Origin of the sequence: Bacillus sp. JJ722, from assembly GCF_036963345.1 — a bacterium.
Lineage (GTDB): Bacteria > Bacillota > Bacilli > Bacillales > DSM-1321 > Bacillus_AD.
Window position 1 is genome coordinate 1 of sequence record NZ_JBALMO010000026.1, and the last position, 23,708, is coordinate 23,708.

Here is a 23,708-nt window from a genome sequence, read left to right on the forward strand (position 1 = left end):
TATAAACGAACAAAACCTGGAGTTATTTAACTTCAGGTTTTGTTCGTTTATAATTGTTTTAGATGTGATAGTTAAGGAGGTACGGAAAATTGCGTGAAGGAATCGCTATACATGAATGTTCACCAAAGTATACAGATCAAATTATAGATTTAATTTTACATATTCAACAAGAAGAATTTAATGTATCTATTTCAAAAGAAGATCAACCGGATTTATTAATCATTAATGATTTTTATCAAAAAGGTTTGGGTAACTTTTGGGTGTGTACTTATCAAGAAGAAATAGTAGGAACAATCGGGTTAATTGATATCGGTAACAGGCAAGTTGCACTCCGAAAAATGTTTGTGAAGCAAGAATTTAGAGGAAAAGAGTTTCTAGTCGCTCAAACGTTGTTAAATACTGCTATTAAATGGTCGAAGGAAAATGGTGTTAATCAGATTTTTTTAGGAACTATAGATGTTTTTAAAGCAGCTCAAAAATTTTATGAGAAAAATGGTTTTACAAAGGTTATACAATCAGAATTGCCGGAAAGGTTTCCTTTAGTGAAGGTAGATACTCTATTTTACAAATTAGATACGAAAGAGGCACAAGTTTAAATCTTAATTGTTTTAAGAAAGTGAACAATATAGATATACTTCGTGTCTTTCATATAAAATGGATTTGCCACGTAGCTTTTACAATGGGTATACTAAGGAAGTAGTACATAGACGGAGGTATAAAATAGATGATTAATAAGCAAAGAATACTTGATGAGTTTCTTGAGTTAGTACAAATCGACTCAGAATCAAAATACGAAACAGAAATTTCGAAAGTTTTGAAAGAGAAATTTGCTTCATTAGGACTAGAAGTAATTGAAGATGATGCTGCTGCGAAAACAGGTTTTGGAGCAGGAAACTTAATTTGCACTTTGCCAGCGACTAAAGAAGGAGTAGATACAATTTACTTCACTTCTCACATGGATACTGTAGTTCCTGGTAAAGGTGTAAAACCTTCAATAGTTGATGGCTATGTAGTAACAGACGGTACAACGATTCTTGGCGCTGATGATAAAACAGGCTTAGCAGCTATGTTTGAAGGAATTCGTGTATTAAAAGAACAGAATATTCCGCACGGAACAATTCAATTTATTATTACTGTTGGTGAAGAATCTGGTTTAGTAGGTGCGAAAGTTTTAGACCCATCTCTTATTACTGCTAAATATGGTTATGCATTAGATAGTGATGGTAAAGTAGGAGAAATCGTAGTAGCTGCTCCAACACAAGCAAAAATCACTACGACAATTAAAGGAAAAACAGCTCATGCTGGTGTAGCTCCTGAGAAAGGAGTTAGTGCAATAACAATTGCAGCAAAAGCTATTGCGAAAATGCCACTAGGTCGTATCGATGAAGAAACAACAGCAAACATTGGTCGTTTCGAGGGTGGTAAGCAAACAAATATCGTTTGTGACCATGTGGATATTCTTGCAGAAGCACGCTCTTTAGTCGGTGAGAAAATGGAAGCGCAAGTGGCAAAAATGAAAGAAGCTTTCGAATCAACTGCTAAAGAAATGGGCGGAGAAGCTATAGTTGGTGTAGAAGTTATGTACCCTGGATTTAAATTTGATCATGGTGATCACGTTGTAGAAGTAGCGAAGAAAGCAGCTGAAAAAATTGGCCGACCTTCTTCATTACAACACAGCGGTGGCGGTAGTGATGCCAACGTAATCGCAGGTTTTGGTATTCCGACTGTAAACCTTGCTGTTGGTTATGAGGAAATCCATACTACAAATGAAAAAATGCCCATCGAAGAGCTAGAAAAAATTGCTGAAATGGTAGTTTCTATCGTTCAAGTGGTGGCCGAATAATAATGGTTAAAAGCAGTACCCAGTGTCGGTACTGCTTTTTGTATACTTAAAATTTTAAAAATTTTAATATTTATGATAATATTTTCGTTATCTAGCGAAAAAAATGAGTACAAGCTTAATGAATCGATAATTTAAACGCAGGATGATATTAAATATAGAACTTTTTCAGTAGTAGGGTATTTGTTATTAATGTATAACATGTTAAGGGGATAAAGAGTAGATGACAAAGGAAATAGGGAATGTAGTGTTAGCTTTCTATGAGGAAAAATATAAGGAAATGATTTGTAATTATCAATTAGATGAAACACAAAAAACGTTTACAACGCTACCTTGTGAAGCGCTTATCGCCTGTGAAAATGATGCGTCTAGTTTTCCTATTGTAATATTGAAGGATGATCAACCAGTTGGTTTTTTTGTGTTGCAGGTTGGTGAAACGATTAGTCATCTCACTGAGGTTGATGATATGATGTTAATTCGATCAGTATCCATAAACCCTTCATACCAAGGCTTTGGTTATGCCCAGGATGCGATGAAGATATTACCTGAATTTGTAAAAGGATATTATCCAAATATTATGGAGCTTTTTCTCATTGTGAATTTCAAGAATACAAGAGCAGAACACGTTTATATCAAGACGGGCTATGTTGATAGAGGGAATAGAATACAAGATGCTAGTGGGCTAAAAAAGATTCTTCATTTTGTTTTGCATTAATATATTTAAAAATGAAAATGAATGAACCAATAAAAGAGGTTGCTTGATAGATTACTATTTTAAGCAACCTCTTTTATTGGTTTAATTTATAAAATTTAGTAATATATAACTATTGAGATTGATTTTAGATGTAAATAGTCTGATAAAAGGAGGAAAACAAATTGAATTTAAATGATGTTAAACTAGCATTTTATGAAGAGAAGTATCGAGAGAAGGTTTGTAGCTATGAATTAGATGATAATCAGAAAATATTTACGCTTATGCCGAGTGAGGCTATTTCTATGTTTGCTACTAATACTTATTCTGATCCAGTTGTCATGTTACTTCAACAAACTCCAATTGGTTTTTTTGTTCTTCATGATGCAAAGGACGCTTTACATGACAGAGAAGTAGTGAATACGATGTTTGTTCGATCATTATCCGTTAATCCACGATATCAAGGTAATGGTTTTGCTCAAAAGGCAATGCGTATGTTACCTCAGTTTGTTAGGCAACATTATCCACATGTTTTGGAGCTTTTCTCGGTAGTTAATTTGAATAACGCTCGAGCAGAGAGTGTTTACTTGAAAGCAGGTTATGATTTTCGTGGAATTAAACGTGAAGGCCTAGAAGGCATAGAAAAGATTTTGCATTACACATTGCAGGCTAGAGATTAATCGTGATAGATAGCTAATAATTGTTATAAATTTAAGTTTCATTTAAGCGTTTTTATAGACATAAAGTGAACAACTTTGATAGGCTCTTCTTTGTATTTATATTTACTAGGAGGGTATACATTGAAATCTGTCAAAATTTTACTTTTATTATTATTAAGTATTTCTCTCGTTGCTTGTTCATCAAATGATGATGAGAAAAAGGAAAAGAAGGAAAATAATGATGCTGTAGAAGTAGATAAAGGTTTATTGAACGTTGATGTAACGTTACCGGCAGCATTTTTCGAAGGAGAAGACATTGATACTACTATTGCCCAAGCTAAAAAAGATGGTGTGAAAGAAGTTATCAAAAATGAGGATGGCTCACTTACTTATAAAATGTCTAAATCTCATCATAAAAAAGTAATGAAAGAGATGGAAAAGACAGTAAAAGACTCTATTAAGGAGCTTGAAACAAATAAAGATTTAGCTTCTATTAAACGCGTAGAGACCAATAAGTCTTTTTCAGAATTTACAATTGTAGTGAATCAAGCAGATTACGAGAATAGTATGGATGGCTTTGCGATTTTAGGCATTGCCATGCAATCTATGGTTTATCAATTATTTGATGGTGTGAAACCTGACGATTATAAAGCTACAATTCATTTGAAAGATGAAGCAACTTCGAAAGTCTTTGATACAATCGTTTATCCAGATGCACTTGAAGAAGAACAAAAATAAAAGTGATTTTAATGGAAGAGGGGCTGAATGTATTCAGTTCCTCTTTCGCGTTATGTTATACTTGTCCAAAAAAAGTTGATAATTCATGGTATGGGAACCATACTTAATAAATATTGTTAGAAAATTAGGAGTGAATGAAAAATGTCAGAAATTCAATTTAGACAACCAACAATCGATGATGCTCAGGACATCGTTCAATTTTATAATTATGTAGGTGGAGAAACAACTTATTTAAGTTTTGAAAAAGATGAATACCCATTAAATGCTGATGAACAAGCTAAGTCGATTAAATCAATGGTTGAACAAGAAAATTGTATAATGATCCTCGCTTTAACAAATAACCAAATCATCGGGATAGGAACAATAACTTCAAGTAATAAAATCAAATCAAGACATTCAGGAGAACTTGGCATAGTTGTGCAAAAAGATTATCAAGGAAAAGGTGTAGGGAGTCAAATTATTCAGCAATTGATTGATTGGACAAAATCAAATGGAATTACTACAAGAATTCAGCTGGATACAAGATGCGATAATGTAGGGGCAGTAGAGCTTTACCAGAAATTTGGATTTGAAATCGAAGGATGTTTAAAGAATTCTACATTATTGAACGGAAAATACTATGATTTATATGTGATGGGATTACTGTTAGATAAATAAGAGAAGGTATAGGAATAAAGTGGTGAACACTGATTGTTCTGTCTGTGAACTAAGAAACTATGCTTAAATGAAGCCATTTGTTAAAATAGAGACATTAAGCAATATAAAATGGTGATAGTTATGAAGAATATGTATCCTGTTAATGGCAGAGTCATTTTACATGTTGATATGAATAGTTTTTATGCATCGGTAGAAATGGCATATAATCCGCAATTAAAGGGTAAACCATTAGCAATTGCGGGTAATCCGAAAGAGCGACGAGGTATTATCGTTACTTGTAGTTATGAAGCACGAAAATATGGTGTAAAAACAACAATGTCTCTTTGGGAAGCGAAGAAGCTATGTCCGAATTTACATGTTTTAAAACCGGACTTTGATAAATATCGCACGATGTCGATGGCTATTTTTCAATTGTTACGAACATATACAGAGTTAGTTGAACCTGTGTCGATTGATGAAGGGTATTTGGATATTACACAATGCAGTCATTTAGGTTCACCGATGGATATTGCACGAAACATTCAAAAAAGAATTTATGAAACGATGGATTTACCATGTAGTATTGGTATTGCTCCGAATAAATTTTTAGCGAAAACAGCTTCAGATATGAAGAAGCCGATGGGAATTACAATCCTACGAAAAAGAGATGTACCTCATATACTATGGCCTAAACAAACAGCGGAAATGTATGGTATAGGTCAAAAAACAGCTGAGAAATTACAAACTATCGGTATTCATACTATTGGTGATCTTGCTAAAGCAAATGAGATTCAATTGAAAGCGTTGCTTGGAATTAACGGTTTAAAGCTTAAAGAAAAAGCGAATGGCATTCATCAGTCACCAGTTGACCCTGAATCGATATATGATTTCAAAAGTGTGGGAAATTCGACCACCTTGCCGAAGGATATTACGAATCAAAGAGAACTCTTTGATGTTTTGCAAAAGCTATCTGCCAAAGTCTCATCACGTTTAAAAACGAAAAAGCTACTCGGTACAAAAATTGGTGTTACAATACGTTATCAAAATCGAAAAACCATTAATAGAAGTCAAACAGTGTTGAATCCTTTTGTTGAGAAAGAAGATATTTATCATAAAGCTAAGGATTTATTCCAGAAGCATTGGAATGGTAATGCCGTACGGCTTCTTGGTGTAACAGCTTTTGATGTGATTGAAGAACAAGAAGCTGTGAAACAATTAGATATCTTTTCATTTGAAAAAGATGCGAAAGAAGAACCATTATTGAAAACAGTGGAAGCATTACAACAGAAATTTGGGAAGAATATTATTTATAAAGCTGCTAAAGCATCTAATGCAGAGAAGAAATCATCCTTCACGGAAACGAGCTTTAGTAAAGATGTTTTTGATGATTTTCACAAGTTATAATTGGTTCTAAGTTTCATATAACCCAAGTTTCACCTTATGAAATAATGATTTGCGTAGCAAAATAGTATAAAATAAGATATGAAGTAATTTAAGTTGAAGGAAGCTTCAATCACTGGTACAGTAAGTAATGCTTAATATAATACTTATTGAGATTGACTACAGAAGGGACGTTACAATATGCAACAAATTGGTGTTATAGGTCTAGCTGTTATGGGTAAGAACTTAGCGTTTAACATTGAAAGCAGAGGATATTCTGTTTCAGTGTATAACCGTTCTCGTGAAAAAACAGAAGAAATGATGAAAGAATCTGAAGGAAAGCAAATTGTTCCTACATATACGCTTAAAGAGTTTGTAAACTCTCTAGAAAAACCACGTAAAGTGTTGTTAATGGTTAAAGCTGGAGCGGCTACAGATGCTACTATTCAGCAATTAAAACCGTTACTAGATAAAGGTGATATTGTTATTGACGGAGGAAATACATTCTTCGAAGATACAGTGCGTCGTAATAAAGAATTAAGTGAAGCAGGCATTAACTTTATTGGTACTGGTGTATCTGGTGGAGAAGAAGGTGCTTTAAAAGGACCTTCAATTATGCCAGGCGGACAAAAAGAAGCATATGAATTAGTTGCCCCAATCTTTAAAGAAATCGCGGCAAAAGTTAACGGTGATGCATGTACTACGTATATTGGTCCAGATGGTGCCGGTCATTATGTGAAAATGGTTCATAATGGAATTGAATATGGTGACATGCAGTTAATTTCTGAATCATATTTCTTATTGAAAAACGTGCTTGGTTTAAGTGCAAAAGAGCTTCATGAAGTATTCTCTGAATGGAATCAAGGTGAGCTTGATAGCTATTTAATTGAAATCACAGCTGATATCTTCAAGAAATATGATGAAGAAACAGGTAAGCCAATGGTTGATGTGATCTTAGACCGTGCTGGTCAAAAGGGAACAGGAAAATGGACGAGCCAAAGTGCGCTTGATTTAGGTGTTCCACTACCAATCATTACTGAATCAGTATTCGCTCGTTTCTTATCAGCGATTAAAGAAGAGCGAGTAGAAGCAAGTAAAGTTCTTTCTGGACCAGAAACAAAAGCCTATACAGGCGATAAGAAAGCGTTGATTGAAGCAGTTCGTAAAGCATTATACATGAGTAAAATATGTTCATATGCACAAGGATTTGCTCAAATGCGTGCAGCTTCTGATGAGTACAATTGGGACCTTCAATATGGAGACATCGCTATGATCTTCCGTGGTGGTTGTATTATCCGTGCTCGATTCTTACAAAGCATTAAGGAAGCGTATGACCGCAATCCAGAGCTTAAAAATCTATTATTAGATCCATATTTCAAAGATATCGCTTTGAACTATCAAAGTGCTCTTCGTGAAGTGATTGCGCTTGCTGTTACAAATGGTATCCCTGTACCTTGTTTCTCAGCGGCACTTTCATACTACGATAGCTATCGTTCTGAAAGATTACCGGCTAACTTACTACAAGCACAACGTGACTACTTCGGTGCTCACACATATGAGCGCGTAGACAAAGAAGGTATCTTCCATACTGAGTGGATGAAATAAAGAAGTATCAATACGCCTAAAGCGATTCGTCGCTTAGGCGTATTTTTTTGTCATGTTTGTAGTTACTTTTTCATACTATTCATAAGTGGTTATTTTCGGGTTTTGTTGGTTAAGAGTTAGGGAAAATAATAGTAAGGGTAGCATTGAAAAGGGAGATGCGTATGATGAAAATTATATTAAATACAATTGCTATTCTTTATATTTTATTCATTGTTATTGAAACAGGAGTTAGTTTATACATTAATCGAGGTAGAGAAAAAGAAGAAAAGAAAAAATGGATTTACCCAAAGTGGTTCCAACGAGTAATGCATCGAAATGAACATGAAAAGGGTGTCCAATAAGGAATGGTGCTTTGGGTTTTTACATTTATTTGAAAGTCATTGTTCCTATTTATAGGAAGATACATGCATTTCATCTCTTTCAAAAGCGCCAATTATAGGCATTTTCAACATATTCAACAAGCATAACAAATTTCACCTAACCTATAACGAAGGGCTAAAAAGCGTAAAAAGGCGTCTTAAAAGTGATTTATAATCACTTTTAAGACAGCCTCTTCCGCTTTTCTTAGCAAGTTTCAATGTCGAAATCTTCAATTGGCCACCATCGGTTGTCGTCTTCAGCTAACATTTCGTCTGATTTTGCAGGTCCCATTGTACCCGCTTTGTAATTTGGAAAATCCATTTCTATTGTTTCTTTCCAAACCTTCGAAATTCCATCAACGAATTTCCATGATAGCGCTACTTCATCCCAATGTGTGAAATTCGTTGCATCTCCACGCATGCAATCAAATAGAAGTTTTTCATAAGCTTCAGGCGTGTTCATGCGGTCTACACTCTTATTAGAGTAGCTTAAACGTATTGGTGTCGTAAAACCGGTTTGTCCTGATTTTCGAACGTTCAAGTGAAGTGTTACACCTTCATCTGGTTGGATATGAATAACCAAAAGATTAGGGCTAAGCTCTTCAGCTGGGTTGTAATAAAGATTCATCGGAATATCTTTAAATTGAACAACGATTTTCGTTGATTTAGCTGCCATGCTCTTTCCTGTACGAATGTAGAAAGGTACGCCAGCCCAGCGGAAGTTATCGAACATTAATCTTCCAGCTACGAAGGTTTCTGTGTTCGAATTTGGATCAACCATCGGCTCATTCCGGTAATCGGCTACACTTAAACCTCCTACTTCACCTGCTCCGTACTGTCCTCTTACGAAGTTTTTCAGTACTTCCGCATCAGAGTATGTACGTAATGAACGGAGAGCTCGTACTTTCTCACTACGAATTTCTTCTGTAGTTAACTTAATTGGTGGTTCCATTGCAAGAAGAGCAGCCATTTGTAACATATGATTTTGGACCATATCTTTCAGGGCACCACTCTTATCATAATATCTTCCACGTTCTTCAACACCTAAAGTTTCACTCGATGTAATTTGAATGTTAGAGATGTAACGATTATTCCATAACGGCTCAAACATCATGTTAGAAAAACGAATAACTTCAATGTTTTGGACCATTTCTTTTCCTAAGTAATGGTCAATTCGGTAAATTTCTTCTTCTTCAAAAGAAGCTCGAATCATGTTATTCAATTTCTCAGCCGATTCATAATCATGTCCGAAAGGCTTTTCGATTATAACCCGTTTATAACCTTTAGTATCAGTTAAACCTTCAGATTTTAAATGCTGTGTAATTGGACCGAAAAATTCTGGTGCCATAGCTAAATAAAATAAACGATTACCTTCAAGCTCATATTTCGCATCCATTTGTTCAGCTATAGCTTTTAATTCAGCATATGAATCTGTATTAGATACGTCATGAGAATGGTATTGAAAGTGTGTAACAAAGCTTTCTAGCTCGGTTTCTGATACGGGGTTAATAGCCGATAAAACAGAATCTTTAATGTTACTCTTGAATTGTTCTTGTGTTAAGGGTCTTCTTGCAACACCAATTACTGCGAATCGCTCAGTAATTTTCCCTTTTGTATATAAACGATATAGCGAAGGGTAAAGTTTTCGATTTGCTAAATCACCTGTTGCTCCAAATAGCATAATTAATGCTGTAGGTCTTTGATTGTTATCCACTGTTGAACCTCATTTCTAAAAAGTAACGATATATATGTATTATTTGTGATTTTTCTCATTTCATTGTATACATATAAATAAAAGTTTCAATAAGACATTACAATCTTATTATATATCTTTGTGAAAAGAAAATAAATTTACATTGCTTAACTTTTGTTTGCTACAATATATGTAATTTATAGTGAACGGCTTATCACGTTCAAACCTGTGATTATTAAGGGTCTAAAGCCATTGGTAGAACTGATAGTTTATAGAGAAGGAATCTCTATCGATTAAAGCTTCACTTTATTAGGAGGATTTTGTGTGAATTTAGTATTTTTAGGTACGGGAGCGGGTGTTCCAGCGAAGGCTCGAAATGTTTCTTCCGTTGTTCTTCAGCTTTTGGAAGAACGTCGTGCTGTTTGGATGTTTGATTGCGGAGAAGCAACCCAGCACCAAATTTTACATACAAATGTAAAGACTAGCAAAATTGAGAAAATTTTCATAACACATTTGCACGGTGATCACATATATGGATTGCCTGGCTTAATTAGCAGTCGTTCCTTTCAAGGTGGAACAGATGAGCTTGTTGTATATGGACCGAAGGGTATTGCTGAATATGTAACAACCTCGCTTCAAATTAGTGGAACACACTTAAAGTATCCTTTATCCTTTGTGGAGATTGAAGAAGGAATTATATTTGAGGACGAGTCTTTCACTGTAGAAGCTCGCAAGTTGGAACATGGGATTCCATGCTTTGGTTTTCGAATTGTAGAAAAACCACGGCCAGGTGAGCTACAGGTCGAAGCTTTACAAAAGCTAGGTTTACAGCCAGGTCCCCTATATAAAAGAATAAAAAATGGTGAGACGGTTGAACTGGAAAACGGCACTGTCATTCATGGAAGCGATTATGTTGGAGAGCCGAAGCTTGGGAAAATATTGGCTATTTTAGGCGATACTAAGGTTTGTGATAATAGTAAGCTTTTAGCCCAAGATTGTGATTATCTCATTCATGAGGCGACATTTGCTGGTGAATTTGAAGAGATGGCTACAGAGTACAACCATTCAACAACTACACAAGCGGCACGTACGGCTAAAGAAGCAAATGTGAAAAATCTTATTTTAACACATATAAGCTCTCGTTATTTAGGTGAAGAAGTGGAAGCTTTGCAACAAGAAGCGGCTGAGATCTTTCCAAATACAATGATCGCTGAAGATTTCATGAAGATTGAAATAAAGTAAGACCAATTAAAATGATCGTTTTCGGAAAGAAATTTATTTTAAAAAACAAAGGTGCCCAAAAGTCAGTTTTCACTGATTTTCTGGGCACCTCGTTTTATTCTTGAGGACTTATTGGACAGCCCTTTGTATTAGCCTTATTGACCAAGGTTTTGTTGAATTAGTTGATTTGTTTGAATTTGTGTTTGTCCATATTCTGTGACTTGTTTTGTAATATCGCCTGCAAGCGTTGGAGAAGATGTACTATACATTCCTTCCTGTGACATGAAATTATAGAGTTTTCCTTGTAAATCCAAGCTGCTTTGAGTGAGTGATAGGAAATGCTGTCGAACAGTTGGACAGTTTGATTCTGTTGTAGCAGTTGTATATTCTCTACAAGTTCGTTTTAAGTCAGCTAAGATTGTGTATAGTAAATCTTCATCTGCAAGAATGGGCTTTTGTTGGTTCATGAGTGTACCTCCTTAATGTAAGTCTTGTTGAAACCCTTGATTCGTTTGTTGCTGAGCAACGAATTGTTGATTTTGATGCTGAACGGTTTGAGCTTGTTGCTTTTGTTCCATCGCTGTAGCTTCTTCAACCGTTTTAGGTGCGAGTGAAGAATGCTGTTGTAATAATGTTAGCAGCCCTTGGTAATGTTGCTTATGTTGCATTAATAATTGTTCGCAAATTTGTTTTACAGCTGTTGTTGGAGTTTGCGCAGCTGCAGCTACACATTGTTTAATTAGTAAGTCTTCATTAGCCATGCAATCTACAATATATTCGAGTTCTTTAGCTGTTAATGGTTTCAATTGAAAACCTCCTCCTTACACATTCATTCTTTTTTAGAATGGTGAAAGGAGGAGGTTTTTATTCATAGCTTATATTTATCATTATTGGTATTTGACGGTAATGTGAATTACCATCCACGCTCATATTGTATAGGTGGTTTTATTTCAGTTCGTAGTTGCATAGCAGCTGTTCTTGCCCAGTAAGGGTCGCGCAATAATTCACGACCGATAAAGATTAAATCAGCTCGATCGTTTTGTAAGATTTCTTCAGCGTGCATAGCATTTACTATTAGACCAACAGCACCTGTACTAATGTCAGCATGATGCTTAATGCGATCACTGAAAGGTACTTGATACCCTGGAAAAGGTTTAATTGGTGCAGGTACTACAGCACCAGAGCTCACATCGATTAAATCAATACCATCTTCTTTCAGCCATTTTGCAATAGTTATGTAATCTTCAACAGTTAAACCTTCCGGATGATAGTCATTTGCTGACACACGAACAAGGACAGGGCCATCCCAGACTTGTTTAACTGCGCGAATGATTTCTTGTAAGAAACGGTAACGGTTTTCTGGTGTACCTCCATATTGATCATTCCGTTGATTTGAAAGAGGTGATAAAAATTCATTGATTAAATAGCCATGTGCACCATGAAGCTCAATAACATCAAAGCCAGCTTCCTTCGCACGTCGAGCACCTGCTTGAAAAGCAGAAATGGTTTCAGCGATTTGTTCAATGGTCATTTCCTGAGGTATTTTACTTTTACTATCGAATGGGATAGCAGAAGGAGCAATAATGTCACCAGGGATGACAGCTTTTCGACCAGCGTGTGCAATTTGAATGGAAGATACAGCCCCATGTTCTTTAATAAGCGTTACAAGCTCTGCTAAACCAGAAATATGAGAATCATCCCAAATCCCTAGATCCTGAACGCTAATTCGGCCTTGGGGTGTAACGGCTGTTGCTTCCAACATAACCATCCCAACTCCACCAACTGCGCGACTTCCATAATGGATTTTGTGCCAGTTTTCTACTTCACCGTTTTCTCCTTGTGCACTATACATGCACATTGGTGACATAACTATTCGATTTTTAAGAGTGACATCTTTTATTGTGAACGGGGTGAACAATTTCTTACTCATCATACTCGCTCCTTTTTATTTCGACTTGCTAAAAGTATAACAAATTCACTTGTTTTTTTTTGAAAAATACATCAATTTAAAAACAGCACCAAAGTTTGGTGCTGTTTAATATAAGCGAGTTTATCCCGTTCTAACTGGTGCTAAGACCCCCACTTCAAAACGAAAGTAAAAGCGAAGATGTTTAAGTGGGAGAATAAGCGCCAGTAAGAACATGCAAGGATAGTTCGCTCATAGCCCAAATTAAGTTAAGCTAATAACTTTGCACACTCTCTAAACTTCTTTCTTTTTTGGGAGAGTAACTTATCCCGATAAATACTAATAAAATTCCAAGAAGTTGATACACGTCAGGACGGTAGTTCAAAATAGTAACATCTAGCAAGATTGCGATTACTGGATCAACAAAAACTAAAATAGCAATAGTTTGAGCCTTCAACTCGCGCAAACTACTGAAAAACAAGTAAAATACAAGTCCTGTATGAATAAATCCAGTAATTAAGATGTAGACCCAATTTTCAATAGTAAGATTCATAAATTTTGACCAATCCACTAATGGAATTAGTAATATAACACCTAGGCTCGTTTGGATAACGGTAGTTAGCAACGGACTAAGTATTTGAATTCCTTTTCCAGTAATCGAAGTAAGGGCATAGAAAAATGCAGCTGCAAATGCCCAGAGAACACCAGTAGATAAAAATCCAGTAATGGATGAATATTGGTGGATTCCTCCAACTAATAGTGTTCCTACAAAGCAAATAAAGAAAAAGAGCAAACCTGTTCCTGTTATTTTTTCTTTAAAGATCAAAGAACCTAGGAGAAGTACAATAACAGGAGCTAAATGATAAATGGATACTGCCACGGTAATAGGCATTACTTCAAAAGAACGAAAGAAAAATATCCAATTTATAATCAGAAATACACCACATAGTATGGCGAGTAAATATTCCTGTCGTGGGACAGCATTTTTACGTACTTCTTTTGTTTTTAATGTGTGAAAACCCCATATTGCTCCTAAAAGAAGGCTTGCACATAGGCATCGTACAAAAACCAATTCAATCGATGGAAGACCTGTTTTTACTGAAAACAGGCCGATTGAACCGAATATAGCCATGGAGATGGCAAATTTTAGTTTGGCGTACATCTACTGTCCTCCTAAGTAGTTATTATAATAACGACTATTGATTTGTGATAAAAAAACAGCTTTTAAGCTAAGCTGTTTTTTCCTGTCATTACATGAATCAGGTCTTCACGTGTCTTCCATAGCTCCTCTAGCTTTTCAGGACCGTATGCACTTATGACTTCTTCTACCATAATGTCATGTCGAATGTATTCAGTCGCAATAAGAACAAGCGCAGGATCTGTTGACTTCACAGCCCACTCTGAACCCTTATCGCTAAATTTAGCAATCAGTGCCTCTTCTTCATCTCGGATAAGTATAGTGAGATATCCACCCATCCGTTTATTTACGATTTCTGGAGCCATATAGTTATGATGATACGTATGTCCTAACGTCACTTCTTCAGCTCCAAATAAGACTGTAAAAATGGGTATTGATCCTTCTTTCTCTCGCACAGCTTTTTCAATGTCTTTGACAACAGGAGCCCAAATCGATAACCAGATTTCCTTATTTGCTAATTGAATCATTGAAAGCATTTCTTGAACAATATGCTCATACTGGACAATTCTTGTCACGACGTCCACTTTCTGATCACTTTCTAAATTTGTAAGAGTAGATTCGAGTAAGTCTAATGATGAATTTATCTCTTCTTTAAGACGAGAAAGTAACAATTTTGGCTCAACTGGCTTATAAACAATTGGGTCAGAGGGAACAGTTTGAATGGCTCCTTTATCGAGTAATTTACCCAATACCTCATAGATCATTGAACGTGGTACTCCAGAACGCTTACTTAATTCATAGCCAGTAATCGCAGGCGATTTCAATAAACCTATGTATGCCTTACATTCGTATTTTGAAAATCCATGCTTTTGCAATTCAATTATTGCTTTTTCTTCCATAAAATCTCCTTCATAGCAGTTATTATACTAACTACTATAAAATATTCTTTTTGAATTGTCTATATTTTTAGGTAACTAATCGAGGACTAAAGGGTGATGCTTTTTATTTATGGTTAACCTTAGAGTACTTATTGTGATTGTGGGATAAATATTGCTTTATAATAAAATATATCGAAAAACGATAAAATAATATTGTTTTTAAATAAAAAATATTTTAAGGTTTAGAAAGTAGAGGAAAACAATGAAAAAAGTATAAATGCAAAAATAGTAATACCTTGTATTATCGTCTCTTTTGTTACTTTAACAACTGGATTGTTGAGCTTAGTCTTTTCAAGTCTGTTTGAAACAGCGATCGATATAAAAAATGAAAATGATCAAACTATTTAGGGTTGGTAGAAACTATGACTATTAAAATAAATTTAGATTTAATGATTCTTAGAAGGAAAGTAAGTTCTACTGAATTATCTCAGAAATTAGGTATTACGATGGCGAATCTATCAATTTTAAAAAATAATAAGGCAAAAGCCATTTGATTTACAACACTCAATGAAATATGTAAAGCGCTAGATTGCCAGCCGGGGGATATTATAGAATATGTGGAAGATAAAGGGGATTTTTAGAGTAAATATGCAAAAAAGAAAGGCTGTCGCTAAGACAGTTTTTCTTATATATAACGAGTCATTTATCATTCGAATGGATAGTGCTGTTTTGGAACATTTATTTTAATATTTGTAAAAATCAAAAATGAATCTTACAATATACTTTATGTAACAAGTTTTGAATTCAAAGGGGATTTTTTATGAAATTTGTTTTTGATTTAGATGGTACGATTTGCTTTAAAGGACAACCTATACGTGAAAAAATACTTAATACCCTTGATTATTTAACCAAAGCGGGGCATGAAGTTATATTTGCATCTGCAAGACCTATTAGAGATATGTTACCTGTCATAAATAAAAGATTTCATCATTATACAATGATAGGCGGTAATGGTTCGCTCATTTCTAAGGAAAGAAAAGTCGTATATTCAAATGCTTTTTCAACTGAATCAGTTAACGGGATCATGCAGTTGATTGAGGATTTTGATGCTACTTACTTAATAGATGGTAAATGGGATTATGCTTATACTGGATCTAATAATCATCCTATATTACAAAACTTAGACACGGAAAAATTGGCGAATTTAGTTCATGTAGATGCTTTATCTTCCATAGTGAAAATTCTTATCTTAACTTCAACTGATAACGAGCAATTGATTAGTAAGCTTTCAGAACTTGATGTATTTGTGAACATACATAGTAACGAAAATATAATCGACATAAGTCCAAAAGGCATAAATAAATGGAGTGCGTTGATGGAATTAGGTATAGAGCAAGGGACATATGTTGCTTTTGGTAATGATACAAATGATATTTCTATGTTTGAGAATGCAATGCATACAGTAATGGTCGGATATCACACACAGTTAGCTCCTTATGCTGCAGAGACAATTCATCTTGAAGGTGATTACGAACAAATGATTGTTGAGAAATTAAATGAGTTATCAAAGACTTATACATTGATGAATGCACAATAAGGAACTATACAGAAACAAACAAAAAGATCACAGAAAGTGGTCTTTTTTATATGATTAGTTAATGGTAAGGGGTATATTGTAAAGTAGAATATAACAAGTTATTTTCACTAAAGGGTGATTGAATGAAAAATACTTTTACAATTGGAGAAATCTCTAAACTACATAATATTTCGATTAAGACGTTAAGATACTATGATGAAATTGGACTTTTTAAGCCAATCGAAATAAACGAAACAAATGGTTATCGGTACTACTCAACGGAACAATTTGAGCAGTTAAACATTATTAAATATTTAAAGGCTTTAGGATTATCGTTGAAAGAAATTAAGAATCAATTCGAACAAGGTAGCTTAGAAAATTTTGTGCACTTATTGGAGGAACATAAGGAAAGAACGGATCAAAAAATAAAGGAATTGCAATTAATAAGTGCTCGCTTTCTCGATAGAATCGAGGAATTAAAGGCTGTTAAGCAAATTCAAGATTTAGGTATCGTTAAGTTAAAAAGCATTGAATCAAGAAGTATAGTTGCGATACAGGAGAATATATTCTCGGAGCACCAGTTAGAATTAACGTTAAAGGGATTGGAAAATAGTTTTAACTTGGAGCCATCTTTATTCATAGGAAGAGTAGGTCTTACTGTATCGGTACATAATCTTCAAAAACATCAATTCAATGAATATAGTTCTGTTTTTATCTTGTTAGAAGATCATCATTATAACGATGATTATACAACCGTGTTGCCACAAGGAGATTATGTTTGTATCGACTTTAATGGAAAGCGTGAAGACTCGGAATTTTATTATCATAAGCTGTTAAAATATATTGAAGACAATCAATTGAAGGTGATGGGTGATGCTATTGAAAGAATGATTGTTGATGAATTTATATCAAAAGATCAAAAAGATTATTTAACAGAAATTCAAATACCTGTTATGAAGTTGACCCTCCAGTAGAGGGAGGGTTTAAACTTGGTAACAGGTATTTTTTAAATCAAACGAGAAAGGAATAGAAAGAATGAAACAAGCGGTATCATCTGTTCAAGAAACCAGTCGCTCATCTAAGCGGCTTTGGTTGATATTAATTTTAGGAATTTTATCGGCATTTGGGCCTTTTTCGCTAGACATGTATTTACCGGCATTACCATCATTAGCGAGTGAGTTACATACTTCAGCTTCTAATGTACAACTTAGTTTAACAGCATGTATGGTTGGATTAGCAGTTGGACAGCTTTTCGCAGGTCCAATCAGTGATATAAGAGGACGTCGTAAGCCATTGATGTTCGGTTTACTGCTTTATACGATAGCTTCATTATTATGTATGTTTACACAAAATATTTGGGTTTTTATTTTATTACGGTTCATTCAAGGATTGGCAGGGGCAGTAGGTATTGTCTTGTCAAAAGCAATCGTTCGAGATTTATACTCTGGAAGTGAATTAACAAAATTCTTTGCTATGCTTATGCTAGTCAATGGAGCGGCTCCAATAATTGCACCGATTGCAGGTGGCCAATTGCTTGAAGTAACGTCTTGGAGAGGGGTTTTCTTCGCTCTTAGTATCATTGGTGTTGTTACCCTTCTATCAGTAGTATTTGGTTTAGGTGAAACATTACCAGCTAACCGAAGATTACAAGGCGGTATGAAGGAAACCTTTGTAGCATTTGGGCATATTATGAAAGATCGATTGTTTATGGGATATGCACTATCTCAAGGGTTAGTGGGAGCGGCAATGTTCGCATATATTTCAGGTTCACCATTCGTTCTTCAAAATATTTATAATTTTTCTCCACAAATGTTTAGTGTGTATTTTGCTATAAATGGACTAGGTATTATTATTGCTACCCAAATTACTGGAAAACTAGCAGGTAGATACGGAGAAACTAAGTTATTAGTGATAGGACTAGTACTTGCAGCCATATCTGGAGTAAGTTTATTAATTTCTGTATTAATCGATGCTCATATTTTGGGAATTCTGATTCCGTTATTTTTACTTGTTTCTTGCGTGGGCATTGTTGGTACAGCGGCGTTTTCACTTGCGATGGCCAATCAAGCGAAATCGGCTGGAAGTGCTGCCGCTTTATTGGGGCTATTAACATTCTTATTTGGGGCCATTGTTGCTCCATTAGTAGGATTGGGAGGAGAAAATTCAGCACTTCCAATGGCGATCGTTATTGCCGCTACAGAATTGTTAGCGTTGCTCATTTACTTTGTAATGGTTTATCCTCTACAAAAAAAGCAATAATGTTTTACAAAGTGGTAATAGGTTCATTTAAGCTTCTAATGTAGCGATGGACAGGAATAGGATGCACGAAGAGTTCAGCTGTATTATAATGGAATTAAATAATTGGATAATTAATCATCCAAATGTGTTTAGGTAGGTGAATGAAATGGCAAGCAAGATTAGAATGCCAGATTCTGCAACGTCTCATGCAAAGCCTAGTATTGGGAAGGCGATACTTTGCATGGGGATGAATTTATAATCAATCGCCCAAGTGAGCTTTTCTGATACACTGGCTTTGCCCCTTATTTAGTGAATTTAAATAAAATAAGGAGCTGGCGGAAATGGCATATGTAAAGGCAAACGCTATTTTACCTGAAAAGCTGATATCAGAAATTCAAAAGTATGTTCATGGAGAAATGATATATATTCCTAAACTTGAAGCGACTCATCAAAAATGGGGTACGCGTTCAGGGTCTAGAAAGCAAATTGATGAAAGAAATGTTTCAATGAAAACAGCTTTTAAAAACGGTACGTCAATCGATCAATTAGCTAGTGAATACCATCTCTCTATAGAAACAATCAAAAAAATTGTATATTCTAAATTAGAAAAGCACTGATGCCTTCATCAGTGCTTTTATGTATGGTGAGTTTGTTTCTTAATCACTCTATGCCTATAATATCTTTTATAAATCGTGTAATGTATAAATGACTAGTGAATTAACGGTATAATCATACCAATTGGAGTGATACAAATGGAACCTTTTATTAGAAATGACCAATTTAATTTTATTAGGGCCCAAACACAGACTTTAATCAATGGACACTCATCCGTAAATGATAAGGCTGTTCTAAATGCGCTGAAGTCTTTAGCAACAGAAAGAGTATTAAATTTGTTCAATAACATAGATGAAGAGAAAAAACAGCTTCTACATTCAATTACTGAAATAAAAGATAAAGAGCAGGCTGAAGAATTTTTATCACAATTAAAACCATATATAATGCCGTTTAAAGAAGTAACCCAACAATCGATAAAAAAATTAATGCCTAAGGTAAAGAAGTTGAAAGTTCCGATATTGGAAAATATGGATATGAAAGAGATATCATACTTAAGCTGGGATGATAAGGGATCTCAAAAAAAATATATTATTGCCTATGATAATGACAAGTGTATCGGTTTACACGGCACCTTTAAACCTATACACAAAAAAGGGATTTGCGCTCTATGTAATAAATTAGAAGAAGTTGGCATGTTCATGACTGAAACAAAAGGAACGGTGCAAGGCACATTCACTAAGAGAGGAAATTACATTTGTCAAGATGGACAAAAATGTAATCATAATATAACCTCTCTGGATAAACTAATGGATTTCATTTTGATGTGTAAGTGATGGATGAAGAGAGTTATGGGGGTGCAGAAAGAAGCATCTAATTAATCATTAAAATGACTTATTAGATGCTTCTTTCTCGTTATTTTCAATTGTTAGGTTTTGAAATTTGATTAAGAATTTACAGTGTACATCCCCTTCTGTTCTACAGCAGGTTCTTTTTACTTCTCGCGTTTTAAGGACGCTCTTTAACATATTTGTTTCACAACTACATGCCATTTTGAAATCATTTGCTACAGCAATGATGGGGCAGTTATATTCTACTAATTCGAAAGTGTTCTCATCTATTTGGGTACTGTCTGCCATGTAGCCTTTTTCATTTTGAATTTTTACTAATTCATCTATTTTTTCTGATGTAGGCATATTAATCATTCGGTTGGAATATTCTTGAGTGAGTCTTTGCTCTCTTTTTAAAAACAATTGATTAACTGTTTCTGTACCATGCATTTCTTGAATATCATGAAGAAATTCTACACTAATATTTTCATAGTTCTTTGGAAAAAGTCGTTCACCTTTTTCTGTTAATGAATATATTTGGAGAGGTCGACCCATCGGCTGCTTTACTTCAGTCGATTGAATAAACTGATCTTTTTCTAATATATTTAAATGTTTTCGAACGGCCATATCAGTAATATCTAATAGCTTGGTTAAATCACTTACTGTAAGTGAAACTTCTTTTTTTATATATTCAAGAATTTTTTCTTTCGTACTTTTTTTAGATTTATCCAATATAGGCACCTCTTTTCTGATCTACTAAGTCAGTATAGCTACTTTGAAAAAGCAGTGCCACGCTTAGTTCTACGATATTGATTATACTTATTATATAAAAAAGTTTAAAATATTGTTAGCTAGAATTCAACAATGGGGGATTTTAACGTATTTTGGCTCTTTAAAATTATTTTTTCTAAAAAGAGCAAATTAGTTGCTTTAAGAAATACATCCATAGTATCTTTTATTTATACTTTTTATACTTATTAGTTTATAAAGTTTAAAAATAGGAGGAATTCTTATGTCAAATTATTCATTACCAACTTTAAATTATGATTTCAAAGCTTTAGAACCAGTTATCGATCAACAAACAATGGAAATTCATTATGGAAAGCATCATCAAACATACGTTACTAACTTGAATGCAGCTCTGGAAGGGCAAGCTGAATTGCAAGAAAAATCGCTTGAAGAAATTTTAGCAAACTTAGAAAGTGTACCAGAAGGAATTAGAACAGCTGTAAGAAATAATGGTGGTGGACATTTAAATCACTCATTATTTTGGGAGATAATTGCTCCAGCTAAAGAAAATAATGCACCAACAGGACAATTAGGTGATGAAATTAATGCTACTTTCGGAAGTTTTGATCAATTCAAGCAACTATTCACTGCAGCAGCAACATCTAGATTTGGCTCTGGCTGGGCATGGCTTGTTGTTAATAAGAACAATAAATTAGAAGTTATGAGCACACCAAATCAAGATCATCCTATTATGGATGGTAAAAAAGCGATTCTAGGTCTTGATGTGTGGGAGCACGCATACTACTTAAACTATCAAAATAGAAGACCAGATTATGTTTCAAGCTTTTTTAGCATCATTAATTGGGATGTTGTTTCTAAAAAATATTCCCAATCGCTAAGTAAATAAAATAATAAAATAAGGTGCCTATATGGCACCTTATTTAAGAGGTTAAAATATTTTCGAAAGGAGTGGAAGAATGGAAATCATTCAAGTTACAGGGAAACCACCAAAAGATACGCAATCGCAAATACTGTTAATTGGCAAGTTCGATGGTGTACATATTGGGCATACCAAGATTATTCAAACAGCTAGAAGTTATATAGAGAATGATGAGATTTTATCAGTGATGAGTTTCACAGATCATCCTCTTTGGGTTTTGCGACAAGAAAAAAATATCAGCATGCCATTACTCCAAAGAATGACAAAATCCAAGTCTTAAAGAATTACGGAGTTGAGAGATTATATCAAATACATTTTACGAAAGAATACGCTAATACGACGGCAGAAGAATTTGTGTTAGATCATTTATCGCGTTTAAATATTAAACGAATAGTAGTCGGAGAAGGATTCCGTTTCGGTAAAGGGAGTCAATCGAATACTGATGATTTAATCGAATTATGTCGTCAGTTAAGTATTCAAGTGACTGTAGTGCCACATATGAAAATAAACGGTAAAAAAATTAGCAGCACATCAATTCGTAACTTTATTACAACGGGAAAAATAGAAGCAGCTCAATCTTTACTAGGGAGACCATATAGCGTTACAGGAAAAGTAATTCACGGAGAAGCTTTAGGAAGAACATTAGGATTTCCAACTTTAAATATTACAGGTTCTGATGATAATTACGTGCTTCCTAAACCTGGTATATATGCGGGTGTAGCTAGAATAAGTGATGATGAATATTGGAATACAATCATAAGTGTAGGTTTCAGACCAACTGTAAATGGAGAAAACTATTTAATAGAAGCTCATTTACTTGATTATTCCGGAGATTTATATGATCAAATGGTTTCCATATCTTTTCTTAAATATATACGAGAAGAAATTAAATTCTCGAATCTCGACTTATTAATTGAACAAATGAATAAGGATAAACATAACGCTAACGTCTTTTTTGGAATGAGTCATGGGTAAGCTTCTTAATCTAAGAAATTGAAGAGGTAAGCGCTATAGGAATTGTAGTAGTAGAAATATGTGATGGAAATTTAATTACTGTATTGAATATTGAAGAGATACTTGAACGTGAATATCCTGAAGTGGCAGTTATAAAAAGCGATTGTTTATCATTTTGTGGTATGTGTGCTCGAAGACCGTATGCGATTGTAAATGGTAAACGTATTTTTGCCAAAACAGCTGAGGAATGCTTAATCCGCATTAAAGAAAAAATTGAAGAAGAACTGGCGTTGTATCAGTAAAAGATTGAGAGGGGAAAGGGGGATTAGCTATGAAAGCAAATGATTCAAATTCGCCAAAAAAGAAAGCCCAATTTAATATTATCAAAAATGATCCAACTAATGGTGATGGTGGTTATGGCGTAGGAGCTCTTTCATTAGAAAATATTACTTCTGTCATCGTTGATCCTGAAAATAACGAAGCTTTTATCGATATGGAAGCATTACATGGACGAAGTAAAATCGAGAAAAAAGTTAGATTTCAAAAAGTTAACGAAGGATTAATTGACCCTAAATTATATTGGATTGTATGGGTAGCTTTAAATCGAGGGCAACATGGTCCTTACTATTCAGGTATTGGAGCATGCGAAGTTTTAGTATCAAGTGAAGAGAGAAGAATTCGCTTAGGTTATAAATCTATGCCTGAACAAGTGAATAGCTTGAGCAAAGTTTTGAAAAATAAATGTGATCTAAATAAGATGGACGATGTTTCAAAGACGATATTAAAAGAATTTTTATTTCATTTCAATGAAGATTATTGGAATCATTCTAGTGATGAATTTAAAGAGATATGGTAATGTATAAACTATTTTTTGGGGGAGAGAATTGAAATGGCATTTGTAATAACGGCACCTTGTATGGCAGAGAAAGCAGCAGATTGTTTGGATGTATGTCCAGTAGATTGTATCGTAGAAGGTGACGACCAATACTTTATTGATCCAAACATCTGTATCGATTGTGGAGCATGTGAGACGGCTTGCCCGGTTGAAGCAATCTTTCATGAGGATGAATTAGAGGATGGAGATCAAATTTATTTAGAGAAAGCGAAAAAGTTTTTTAACCATTAACATCAATGCATTTAAAAAG

General features: G+C 34.5%; 27 protein-coding genes and 2 pseudogenes. 22 read left to right on the forward strand and 7 right to left on the reverse strand.

Annotation, left to right across the window (positions count from 1 at the left end):
- Nucleotides 1-89: 89 nt before the first annotated feature.
- The 9 genes from V7014_RS04160 (at nt 90) to V7014_RS04200 (ending at nt 7,890) form a co-directional block, all read left to right on the forward strand.
- A complete protein-coding gene (locus V7014_RS04160) occupies nt 90-596 on the forward strand; it encodes a GNAT family N-acetyltransferase (protein ID WP_335504477.1) in 507 nt (168 codons plus the stop codon).
- Between the two features lie 128 nt (nt 597-724).
- On the forward strand, nt 725-1,843 hold the full coding sequence (locus tag V7014_RS04165) for a M20/M25/M40 family metallo-hydrolase (protein WP_335504479.1): 1,119 nt from the start codon (nt 725-727) through the stop codon (nt 1,841-1,843).
- A gap of 220 nt (nt 1,844-2,063) precedes the next feature.
- Nucleotides 2,064-2,555: a GNAT family N-acetyltransferase gene (locus tag V7014_RS04170; protein ID WP_335504481.1), complete on the forward strand. Its 492-nt coding sequence runs from the start codon at nt 2,064-2,066 to the stop codon at nt 2,553-2,555.
- Between the two features lie 161 nt (nt 2,556-2,716).
- The gene (locus V7014_RS04175; RefSeq protein WP_335504483.1) at nt 2,717-3,211 is read left to right on the forward strand and encodes a GNAT family N-acetyltransferase; all 495 of its coding nucleotides are present in this window, start codon (nt 2,717-2,719) and stop codon (nt 3,209-3,211) included.
- A gap of 120 nt (nt 3,212-3,331) precedes the next feature.
- Nucleotides 3,332-3,928, forward strand: a complete 597-nt coding sequence (locus tag V7014_RS04180) for a hypothetical protein (protein WP_335504485.1) — start codon at nt 3,332-3,334, stop codon at nt 3,926-3,928.
- 141 nt (nt 3,929-4,069) lie between these two features.
- Complete coding sequence (locus V7014_RS04185; protein ID WP_335504487.1) at nt 4,070-4,585, forward strand: GNAT family N-acetyltransferase; 516 nt, start codon at nt 4,070-4,072, stop codon at nt 4,583-4,585.
- A 120-nt stretch (nt 4,586-4,705) separates the two neighbouring features.
- The gene (locus V7014_RS04190) at nt 4,706-5,968 is read left to right on the forward strand and encodes a DNA polymerase IV (RefSeq protein ID WP_335504489.1); all 1,263 of its coding nucleotides are present in this window, start codon (nt 4,706-4,708) and stop codon (nt 5,966-5,968) included.
- A gap of 177 nt (nt 5,969-6,145) precedes the next feature.
- Complete coding sequence (gene gndA / locus V7014_RS04195; protein ID WP_335504491.1) at nt 6,146-7,549, forward strand: NADP-dependent phosphogluconate dehydrogenase; 1,404 nt, start codon at nt 6,146-6,148, stop codon at nt 7,547-7,549.
- A gap of 164 nt (nt 7,550-7,713) precedes the next feature.
- Nucleotides 7,714-7,890 carry a hypothetical protein gene (locus V7014_RS04200; protein WP_335504493.1) on the forward strand — a complete coding sequence of 59 codons (177 nt, stop codon included), beginning with the start codon at nt 7,714-7,716 and terminating at the stop codon, nt 7,888-7,890.
- A 223-nt stretch (nt 7,891-8,113) separates the two neighbouring features.
- Here the strand turns inward: V7014_RS04200 and zwf are convergent, their stop codons facing one another.
- Nucleotides 8,114-9,622: a glucose-6-phosphate dehydrogenase gene (zwf, locus tag V7014_RS04205; protein WP_335504495.1), complete on the reverse strand. Its 1,509-nt coding sequence runs from the start codon at nt 9,620-9,622 to the stop codon at nt 8,114-8,116.
- 303 nt (nt 9,623-9,925) lie between these two features.
- Between zwf and rnz the strand changes: the two genes are divergently transcribed.
- Complete coding sequence (rnz, locus tag V7014_RS04210) at nt 9,926-10,843, forward strand: ribonuclease Z (protein WP_335504497.1); 918 nt, start codon at nt 9,926-9,928, stop codon at nt 10,841-10,843.
- A gap of 134 nt (nt 10,844-10,977) precedes the next feature.
- Here the strand turns inward: rnz and V7014_RS04215 are convergent, their stop codons facing one another.
- From V7014_RS04215 to V7014_RS04235, 5 genes are all read right to left on the reverse strand, one after another.
- Complete coding sequence (locus tag V7014_RS04215) at nt 10,978-11,289, reverse strand: spore coat protein (protein ID WP_335504499.1); 312 nt, start codon at nt 11,287-11,289, stop codon at nt 10,978-10,980.
- Between the two features lie 12 nt (nt 11,290-11,301).
- Nucleotides 11,302-11,628, reverse strand: coding sequence for a hypothetical protein (locus V7014_RS04220; protein ID WP_335504500.1), 327 nt, complete (start codon nt 11,626-11,628; stop codon nt 11,302-11,304).
- A gap of 107 nt (nt 11,629-11,735) precedes the next feature.
- Nucleotides 11,736-12,752, reverse strand: coding sequence for an NADPH dehydrogenase NamA (gene namA, locus V7014_RS04225; RefSeq protein ID WP_335504502.1), 1,017 nt, complete (start codon nt 12,750-12,752; stop codon nt 11,736-11,738).
- A 250-nt stretch (nt 12,753-13,002) separates the two neighbouring features.
- On the reverse strand, nt 13,003-13,890 hold the full coding sequence (locus V7014_RS04230; RefSeq protein ID WP_335504504.1) for a DMT family transporter: 888 nt from the start codon (nt 13,888-13,890) through the stop codon (nt 13,003-13,005).
- 62 nt (nt 13,891-13,952) lie between these two features.
- A complete protein-coding gene (locus V7014_RS04235) occupies nt 13,953-14,765 on the reverse strand; it encodes a TrmB family transcriptional regulator (RefSeq protein WP_335504506.1) in 813 nt (270 codons plus the stop codon).
- 252 nt (nt 14,766-15,017) lie between these two features.
- Here V7014_RS04235 and V7014_RS27180 point away from each other — a divergent pair, with 252 nt between their 5' ends.
- The 7 genes and pseudogenes from V7014_RS27180 to V7014_RS04265 all read left to right on the forward strand — a co-directional run bounded on the left by V7014_RS27180 (nt 15,018) and on the right by V7014_RS04265 (nt 19,946).
- Complete coding sequence (locus V7014_RS27180; RefSeq protein ID WP_438824862.1) at nt 15,018-15,152, forward strand: DUF2975 domain-containing protein; 135 nt, start codon at nt 15,018-15,020, stop codon at nt 15,150-15,152.
- Nucleotides 15,153-15,166: 14 nt separating this feature from the next.
- A pseudogene (locus tag V7014_RS04240) lies at nt 15,167-15,385 on the forward strand (helix-turn-helix domain-containing protein).
- Between the two features lie 179 nt (nt 15,386-15,564).
- Nucleotides 15,565-16,341 (forward strand): HAD-IIB family hydrolase, encoded by a 777-nt coding sequence (locus V7014_RS04245; protein WP_335504508.1) that lies wholly within the window; start codon nt 15,565-15,567, stop codon nt 16,339-16,341.
- 122 nt (nt 16,342-16,463) lie between these two features.
- Nucleotides 16,464-17,294, forward strand: coding sequence for a MerR family transcriptional regulator (locus V7014_RS04250; protein ID WP_335504510.1), 831 nt, complete (start codon nt 16,464-16,466; stop codon nt 17,292-17,294).
- Nucleotides 17,295-17,355: 61 nt separating this feature from the next.
- Nucleotides 17,356-18,579, forward strand: coding sequence for a multidrug effflux MFS transporter (locus V7014_RS04255; protein WP_335504513.1), 1,224 nt, complete (start codon nt 17,356-17,358; stop codon nt 18,577-18,579).
- Nucleotides 18,580-18,899: 320 nt separating this feature from the next.
- A complete protein-coding gene (locus V7014_RS04260; RefSeq protein ID WP_335504515.1) occupies nt 18,900-19,175 on the forward strand; it encodes a CD3324 family protein in 276 nt (91 codons plus the stop codon).
- A 135-nt stretch (nt 19,176-19,310) separates the two neighbouring features.
- Nucleotides 19,311-19,946, forward strand: a complete 636-nt coding sequence (locus V7014_RS04265) for a FusB/FusC family EF-G-binding protein (RefSeq protein WP_335504517.1) — start codon at nt 19,311-19,313, stop codon at nt 19,944-19,946.
- 48 nt (nt 19,947-19,994) lie between these two features.
- Here V7014_RS04265 and V7014_RS04270 read toward each other — a convergent pair whose 3' ends face one another.
- A complete protein-coding gene (locus V7014_RS04270) occupies nt 19,995-20,681 on the reverse strand; it encodes a helix-turn-helix transcriptional regulator (RefSeq protein ID WP_335504519.1) in 687 nt (228 codons plus the stop codon).
- Nucleotides 20,682-20,952: 271 nt separating this feature from the next.
- Here V7014_RS04270 and V7014_RS04275 point away from each other — a divergent pair, with 271 nt between their 5' ends.
- From V7014_RS04275 to V7014_RS04295, 5 genes and pseudogenes are all read left to right on the forward strand, one after another.
- Entirely contained in the window at nt 20,953-21,576 is a 624-nt protein-coding gene (locus tag V7014_RS04275; RefSeq protein ID WP_335504521.1) for a superoxide dismutase, read from the forward strand.
- 70 nt (nt 21,577-21,646) lie between these two features.
- A pseudogene (locus V7014_RS04280) lies at nt 21,647-22,584 on the forward strand (bifunctional riboflavin kinase/FAD synthetase).
- A gap of 35 nt (nt 22,585-22,619) precedes the next feature.
- Complete coding sequence (locus V7014_RS04285) at nt 22,620-22,865, forward strand: DUF1450 domain-containing protein (protein WP_335504554.1); 246 nt, start codon at nt 22,620-22,622, stop codon at nt 22,863-22,865.
- 29 nt (nt 22,866-22,894) lie between these two features.
- Nucleotides 22,895-23,419, forward strand: coding sequence for a YwhD family protein (locus V7014_RS04290; RefSeq protein WP_335504523.1), 525 nt, complete (start codon nt 22,895-22,897; stop codon nt 23,417-23,419).
- Between the two features lie 33 nt (nt 23,420-23,452).
- Nucleotides 23,453-23,689: an indolepyruvate ferredoxin oxidoreductase subunit alpha gene (locus V7014_RS04295; protein WP_335504525.1), complete on the forward strand. Its 237-nt coding sequence runs from the start codon at nt 23,453-23,455 to the stop codon at nt 23,687-23,689.
- Nucleotides 23,690-23,708 lie beyond the last annotated feature (19 nt).

What these genes read in the sequence shown, in the direction of transcription:
- V7014_RS04275 (WP_335504521.1), top strand. Translation starts at nt 20,953, where the DNA reads ATGTCAAATTATTCATTACCAACTTTAAATTATGATTTCAAAGCTTTA.
- V7014_RS04250 (WP_335504510.1), top strand. Translation starts at nt 16,464, where the DNA reads ATGAAAAATACTTTTACAATTGGAGAAATCTCTAAACTACATAATATT.
- V7014_RS04235 (WP_335504506.1), bottom strand. Translation starts at nt 14,765, where the DNA reads ATGGAAGAAAAAGCAATAATTGAATTGCAAAAGCATGGATTTTCAAAA.
- V7014_RS04200 (WP_335504493.1), top strand. Translation starts at nt 7,714, where the DNA reads ATGAAAATTATATTAAATACAATTGCTATTCTTTATATTTTATTCATT.
- V7014_RS04230 (WP_335504504.1), bottom strand. Translation starts at nt 13,890, where the DNA reads ATGTACGCCAAACTAAAATTTGCCATCTCCATGGCTATATTCGGTTCA.
- gndA (WP_335504491.1), top strand. Translation starts at nt 6,146, where the DNA reads ATGCAACAAATTGGTGTTATAGGTCTAGCTGTTATGGGTAAGAACTTA.
- V7014_RS04255 (WP_335504513.1), top strand. Translation starts at nt 17,356, where the DNA reads ATGAAACAAGCGGTATCATCTGTTCAAGAAACCAGTCGCTCATCTAAG.
- V7014_RS04295 (WP_335504525.1), top strand. Translation starts at nt 23,453, where the DNA reads ATGGCATTTGTAATAACGGCACCTTGTATGGCAGAGAAAGCAGCAGAT.
- V7014_RS04290 (WP_335504523.1), top strand. Translation starts at nt 22,895, where the DNA reads ATGAAAGCAAATGATTCAAATTCGCCAAAAAAGAAAGCCCAATTTAAT.
- namA (WP_335504502.1), bottom strand. Translation starts at nt 12,752, where the DNA reads ATGAGTAAGAAATTGTTCACCCCGTTCACAATAAAAGATGTCACTCTT.
- V7014_RS04245 (WP_335504508.1), top strand. Translation starts at nt 15,565, where the DNA reads ATGAAATTTGTTTTTGATTTAGATGGTACGATTTGCTTTAAAGGACAA.
- V7014_RS04170 (WP_335504481.1), top strand. Translation starts at nt 2,064, where the DNA reads ATGACAAAGGAAATAGGGAATGTAGTGTTAGCTTTCTATGAGGAAAAA.
- V7014_RS04165 (WP_335504479.1), top strand. Translation starts at nt 725, where the DNA reads ATGATTAATAAGCAAAGAATACTTGATGAGTTTCTTGAGTTAGTACAA.
- V7014_RS04215 (WP_335504499.1), bottom strand. Translation starts at nt 11,289, where the DNA reads ATGAACCAACAAAAGCCCATTCTTGCAGATGAAGATTTACTATACACA.
- V7014_RS04265 (WP_335504517.1), top strand. Translation starts at nt 19,311, where the DNA reads ATGGAACCTTTTATTAGAAATGACCAATTTAATTTTATTAGGGCCCAA.
- V7014_RS04190 (WP_335504489.1), top strand. Translation starts at nt 4,706, where the DNA reads ATGAAGAATATGTATCCTGTTAATGGCAGAGTCATTTTACATGTTGAT.
- V7014_RS04185 (WP_335504487.1), top strand. Translation starts at nt 4,070, where the DNA reads ATGTCAGAAATTCAATTTAGACAACCAACAATCGATGATGCTCAGGAC.
- V7014_RS04260 (WP_335504515.1), top strand. Translation starts at nt 18,900, where the DNA reads ATGGCATATGTAAAGGCAAACGCTATTTTACCTGAAAAGCTGATATCA.